Below are 6,120 nucleotides of genomic sequence, written 5' to 3'. Positions count from 1 at the left end.
GCTGATGCAGGTGGTCACGCAAGATGGGGCCTGGGTGGTGCCACCGCAGCACGCGGTATGGATTCCTTCCGGGCGTGAGCACCAGAGCCGTATGCTCTTGCCGGTGACCACCTGTAGCGCCTTCGTGGAGCCTGATCACGCGCCGCGCGATGCGCTGACCTGCCAGGTGCTGGAGGTCAGGCCGCTGTTGCGCGAACTGTTGATCGAGGCGACCCGGATCGATCCACGCTATGCGCCGCACAGCCGTGAGGAAAGCCTGATGCGGTTGTTGTTGCAGGAGATCGGTCGCGCTCGCGAAATTCCGGTACACGTGCCGCTACCGCAGGACGACAAACTGGGCGCGCTGTGCCGTGATTTCATGAGGCGGCCTGTTCGGCGTCAGCCTGGACCTTGAACAAGGCCCCCAACAGCAATACTTCAAACAGGCTTGGAATGGCAACGATCAGCAAGCCCCTGGTCAGTAGTCTCATGTGCGTCCGCCCGCTTCATGATCATTCTCATGGTGCAAAGTCATCGATCAGGATCGATCAGCAGTGCGCCCCCCTTTCGGTATTGCTTATTGTTCTTTCTCGCTGTTCCCTCGGCGCTGTAGCAGATTTCCGCGGTAATCAATGATTACGTGCAATTATAGACTGACAATATGCACGTTCGGGCAGGCTCTTGGCAAGCGCCATCCGCGCCTCGCTACGCCGCCCTCAACGCAAAGGCCCGACAGTTGCCTGCCGGGCCTGGGGGATGCCATGCGGTAGGCGCCGTCAGCTCAACCGTGCGGCCCCTCCACCGGCACTGGCGCCGAGAGCGGATCGAAATCGATCCAGTCGCCATCGCGGATGGTACCGCTGCTGCGTTCGATGTCGACCGCCCCCAGGCTGCGCAAGAGTCGCAGCGCCTTGTCCTGCTCGGCCTCATCGGCCACCGCGACAGCCACCCGCATCCCGGCTGCGCGACGGGGGGCGGGATCGTCATCGGTAGCAGAGAGACTGCCCACCAGCCCTCCCACATGCCCACCGACCAAGCCACCCAGGGCCGGCCCCAGCGCACCGGTCACAGGTGAGGTCGCCAGCCCCGCTGCCGCGCCCACGCCGGCGCCAGCGGCCACCCCGGTCACCGCACCGCTGTCGGTATCTTGGGCGCCGGGCGATTTGTCGCGGTCGCCGCCGAGCGCAAAGCGGTCATGCTGCCCGGCCGGATTGACGAAGAAGCGGCTGATATGGCGCTGTGCAAAACCGGCCTCGGTGAGCGCAGTGACCGCCTGGGCGGCGTCCTCCTGCAAATCGAAACGGGCAGCGATGATGGTAGTCATGGTGTCTCCTCGGTGGACCGGCGCTGTGGCGCGACGATGGCGCCCCGACGGCAGGCTTAGTCCGCCTGTGCCGGCGCCCCATCCTGACGGGCGCGATAGCGATGGATCAGAGCATTGGTGGAACTGTCGTGATGCAGGGGTTGCGCGTGGTCGATCAATTCGCGCGCCGTGCGGCGGGCCAGTTGCTTGCCCAGCTCCACGCCCCACTGGTCGAAGGAATCGATATCCCAGATCACACCCTGGGTGAAGACACTGTGCTCATACAAGGCCACCAGCGTGCCCAGGCTGTAGGGCGTGAGCTGGTCGATCAGCAGGCTATTGCTGGGCCGGTTGCCGGGGAAGACGCGGTGCGGGGTCAGTTCTTCGGAACTGCCCTCTTGGCGTACCTGCTGCGCCGTCTTGCCGAAGGCCAGGGCTTCGGACTGGGCGAACATATTGGCCATGAGCAGCGCATGTTGCTGGCCTACGGCTTGCACTGGCCGGCAGAAGCCGATGAAGTCGCAAGGCACCATCTGCGTGCCCTGGTGCAGCAACTGGTAAAAGGAATGCTGACCGTTGATGCCATTGTCGCCCCAGTACACCGGCGAAGTCTGGTAATGCACGCTCTGGCCCTGTAGCGTCACCTGCTTGCCATTGCTTTCCATGGTCAACTGCTGCAGATAGGCCGGCAGGCGCTTCAGGGACTGGCTATAAGCCAGCACCGCCTGGCTGCGCGCACCGAAGAAGTTGGTGTACCACACCGTGAGCATCCCCAGGATGACCGGCAGGTTGGCTTCCAGCGGGGTAGTGCGAAAGTGTTCATCCATGGCATGGAAGCCTGCCAGCAGCTGGCGGAAATGCTGCGCGCCGATGGCGATCATGGTCGACAGCCCAATGGCGCTGGTCATCGAATAACGCCCGCCGACCCAATCCCAGAAGCCAAACATGTTGGCCGGATCGATGCCGAAGCGGCTGGCCTCTTCGATATTGCTGGTCACCCCCACGAAGTGGCGCGCCACCGCAGCCTCGTCCCCCAGTTGCTGGACCAGCCACTGGCGCGCTGCCTGGGCATTGGTGAGGGTTTCCAGCGTAGTGAAGGTTTTGGAACAGACGATGAACAGCGTCTCCTGCGCCGGCAGCGTGCGCACGGTTTCCAGCAGGGCCGTGCCATCCACATCCGACAGGAAGTGAAGGTTCAGGTCATGCTGGCTATAAGCCCGCAAGGCCTCCTGGGCCATGCTCGGCCCCAGGTCGGAGCCGCCGATGCCGATGTTGACCACGTGGCGGATGCGGCCTCCGGTGTGACCGGTCCATTGGCCGCTGCGCACCTGCTCGGCAAAGGCTTCCATGCGCGTGAGCACCTGCTGGACCTGGGCCACCACCTCTTCGCCCTCCACCACCAGCCGCTCCCCGGCCGGCTTGCGCAAGGCCGTATGCAACACCGCACGCTGCTCGGTGACGTTGATCCGATCGCCCCGGAACATGGCTTCGATGCGGTCTTGCAGGCCGCACTGGCGCGCCAGTTGCATGAGCAAACTCATCGTCTGGCCACTCACCAGGTTCTTGGAATAGTCGAGATAGATGCCTGCGCCTTCGGCCACCAGGCTCTGGCCACGCTGCAGATCGGCGGCAAACAGGCGCTCCAGCCGGAAATGGCGGGCACTGTCTTGATAATGCTCCTGCAAGGCGATCCAGGCGCTCTTGTCGGTCAGCGATTCACGCTGGCTGGAGGCGAACAGCGGCAACTGCAGATCGGCGGCGGGCAACTTGGTCATGCGCGAAACTCCTTGTGCTGGGTACCAACGACGCGGCCAGCGGACTTGCCGCGACATGGCCGGGATCGCGTCATGGTAGCGGCCAGCCGCTGCCGAAAGGCATAGGACGGCGCCAGATTCACTTGTAGGAAACGAGGAGTGCCAGAAAGGGGCGAAGTTCAGGCCGCCAGCGCCATGCGGAAGGCATTGCGCCCTTCGCTCTTGGCGCGGTACAGGGCCTGGTCGGCCTCGTGCACCAGTTGATCCCAGCTCATGACCTGGCCCGGCTGCAGGACGGCCAGGCCAACGCTGATGGTGACCTCCTGACCATGCACGAAGACATGGTTGCGCACCGTTTCCAGCAGATGCTGGGCACTGGCGCGCGCCTGCTCTTCGCTCCAGCCGGAGAACACGGCGCAGAATTCCTCGCCACCATAGCGACCGATCAAGCCACCCTGGGCGCAGTGCTTGCGCAACAGGATGCCGATATCGGCCAGCACGCGGTCCCCCGCCAGGTGGCCATGGGTATCGTTGATGCGCTTGAAGTGATCCACGTCGATGAAGGCCAGCGTCAGCCGCTGTCGAACCTGCACCGCCTGCGCCAGCGCCAGTTCGCCACAGCGCACCAGCTCGCGCCGGTTCAGGGTGCCGGTCAGTTCATCTTCGGTGGCCAGGCGCTGCTTGTCGGCCAGCAGGCGTTCGAAGTAGATCATCATCAGGGACACCGAGAACAGCAGCGATCCGCACAGGGGGATCATGTAGATCAGAGCCACGCCGATGGTGCTCATGGCCGGCGGGATGAACAGTTCAGGCTGCGAAAAGGACAAGACGAAGCGGGCCAGATGGGTGGTAATGAAGATGAACAGCGAAAAGATCCCGATGCAGCGCCCGAAGCTCCATCCACCATAACGCCGCCCCCCCGGCCCCGACATGCCGCGCACGAATTCGATGAGGACCAGCCAGAACACCATCTGCAAGGCAAACATGGCCAGGTAGGCGCGATTGGTAAAGCTGACCCGATAGAGCAGCATGAGCGAAAAAAGGAAGGCATAGACACCCACCATCAGCAGCGGCCAACGACCGGTGCGTCGCTGGTAGAAACTGCGCAGCCCGCTCCAGGCGCTCAGGCAGCCGGCAAACAAGGAGGTGTTGCCCATCAACAGCAGCAAGGCATTCCAGGCGCCCCCCAGCCCGGTGTAGCCCGCCACCATGATGCAGATACCCGACGCTGACAGCCCGCCCGAAAGCGCCCACTGACGCGTGCAATGCTCCCTGGGCATGTTCAGGAACAGGCCCGCCATGACCACGCCGCCGCAAAATTGTACGAGGGCCAGTGCAATACTGGCTGTAGCTGCATTCATCCGGATGTGCTGCCCCGCAGGGCAAAGAAGATATTACTGGACTGGAACCATGCGCCGCAGACCTGCGACGAACCAGCTGCCAGAGCCTGCAAAGACCGCCTCCCAAGGCAGTCAGCCGCCATGTTGCGAGCTGTAAAGGAAGCATCCCAAGTGCGCCCTCGCGCAAATAGACAGACGAGATGTCGGGTGACCTGGAGTCTAGGTCCTGCAGCAGCTCATCAGTGTAACCGATGATCACGTCGCTTCAGAAAATTTCACTTCAACATCAAAAAAACTGAACACAAACGCGAGTATTCCCTCTTCATTCACGTTCCAGCACCCGGGTATGCCCCCATTGGCCGGAGTGGCACAACTGGTCGGTGACGTCCAGCACCAACCGCTCCACCGCAGCCGCCGCCGTGGTCAGCGGGATATTGCGCGAAGCGCACAGGGCCAGGGTGCGCGAGATCGGTTCGCCGGCAATCGGATGGGCCACCATCTCGCCACGTTCGATATCGGCCAGCAGGGGCGCCACTGGCAGGATGGTGGCGCCGATATCGGCCAGGATGGCCGACTTCAGGATGGCCACCGAATTGATCTCGATGACGTTCTCCAGGCTCATGCCCTGCGATCGCACCAGTTGTTCGATGCGCGGACGCACGCCATGCGCCAGGCCCGGCAGGATCAGCGGCGCCTGGAGGGCCAGTGTCAGGGGTACGCGCCTGCGGCCGCTCACGCCGTATTGCGACTTGGCCCGGGTGATGTACATCATCTCTTCCTCGATCATGGGTGTGGCCGCGAAGGAAGCTAGCTGACCATCGTCGAACAGCACGGCCAGGTTGATGCGACCCGACTTCAACTGGGTGATGAGGTTACCGGTCAATTCCTCGGTCAGTTGCAGGGTGATGTCCGGGTAAGTCGAGCGCACTGCGTTGAGCAACGGCAAGGCCAGTGCATTGGAGACGCTTTGCGGAATGCCCAGCGCCACCGTACCGGCGGGCTTGTCGGTGGACTGCGCCACGGCCTGCTTGGCATCCTGCACCTGCTTCAAGATCGCCAGCGCGTGTTCGTAGAAGACCTTGCCGGCATCGGTGGCGATCACGCCCTGGGCCGAACGGTGCAGCAGTTGCGCCGCCATTTCGTCTTCCAGCTGGCGGATCTGCTGGGTCAGCGCCGGCTGGGCGATGTGCAGCACACGCGCTGCGCGCGAGAGCGAACCATGATCGACGATGGCCACGAAGTAGCGCAGTTGGCGTAATTCCATGCGGTGGGATTCCTTGCTTGCGAAGGCGGGATTTGTCCATCTTAGCCGAAAGACACAATGAGGATAGCGGGATGAGGATGTCGGCTATACCTTTATGCTGAAGTAGTAGAGGGACGAGGGGCCGGGATTTGTCCGTTATCTGCCCTTCAGAATTAGCTGAAAAAGACGGGGTCTTGGTCCATTCACATCCCAATTTATATCCCAATTTTTCTTGGAAGGATTTTTACCTGAAGGGCAGCTTGTAACGGAGACTCCTTCCAAAAACCGGCATTTCATCCGGCTTCGACGACGAACATCCGGGCTTGCTGGGCTTCTTGACGTTCAGCCTTGATCGGCGCATATCTTTCGGAATGATAGAAAGCCAACGCTTGGGTGAGTGTCGGAAATTCAAAAACCCCTGCCATTGGCAACGGCTCTTCATCCCCTTCCAAAATTTGTGCAACCGTACCGAAATGCAGAATCTTGCCGCCCGCATCTTGC

Annotated in this window: 6 protein-coding genes; 1 reads left to right on the top strand and 5 read right to left on the bottom strand. The window is 62.1% G+C overall.

The features are described 5' to 3' along the window. Positions 1-394 (top strand): AraC family ligand binding domain-containing protein (locus I5W_RS26490; RefSeq protein WP_441294741.1); only part of this gene is annotated, 394 nt, incomplete at its 5' end. A 366-nt stretch (positions 395-760) separates the two neighbouring features. Here the strand turns inward: I5W_RS26490 and I5W_RS26485 are convergent. The 5 genes from I5W_RS26485 to I5W_RS26465 all read right to left on the bottom strand — a co-directional run. Continuing rightward, on the bottom strand, positions 761-1,303 hold the full coding sequence (locus I5W_RS26485; protein ID WP_044531501.1) for a hypothetical protein: 543 nt from the start codon (positions 1,301-1,303) through the stop codon (positions 761-763). Positions 1,304-1,359: 56 nt separating this feature from the next. Next, a complete protein-coding gene (pgi, locus tag I5W_RS26480) occupies positions 1,360-3,057 on the bottom strand; it encodes a glucose-6-phosphate isomerase (RefSeq protein WP_044531500.1) in 1,698 nt (565 codons plus the stop codon). Between the two features lie 158 nt (positions 3,058-3,215). Continuing rightward, entirely contained in the window at positions 3,216-4,397 is a 1,182-nt protein-coding gene (locus tag I5W_RS26475) for a GGDEF domain-containing protein (RefSeq protein ID WP_044531499.1), read from the bottom strand. Positions 4,398-4,698: 301 nt separating this feature from the next. Continuing rightward, positions 4,699-5,640, bottom strand: coding sequence for a LysR substrate-binding domain-containing protein (locus I5W_RS26470; RefSeq protein ID WP_044531498.1), 942 nt, complete (start codon positions 5,638-5,640; stop codon positions 4,699-4,701). 272 nt (positions 5,641-5,912) lie between these two features. Then, positions 5,913-6,120, bottom strand: a 208-nt coding sequence (locus tag I5W_RS26465; RefSeq protein ID WP_044531497.1) for a DUF1330 domain-containing protein, incomplete at its 5' end; no start/stop codon positions are given.

Origin of the sequence: Herbaspirillum sp. B65, from assembly GCF_000333555.1 — a bacterium.
GTDB classification, from domain to species: domain Bacteria; phylum Pseudomonadota; class Gammaproteobacteria; order Burkholderiales; family Burkholderiaceae_D; genus Herbaspirillum; species Herbaspirillum rubrisubalbicans.
This window is presented reverse-complemented; position numbering and strand designations above follow the sequence as displayed.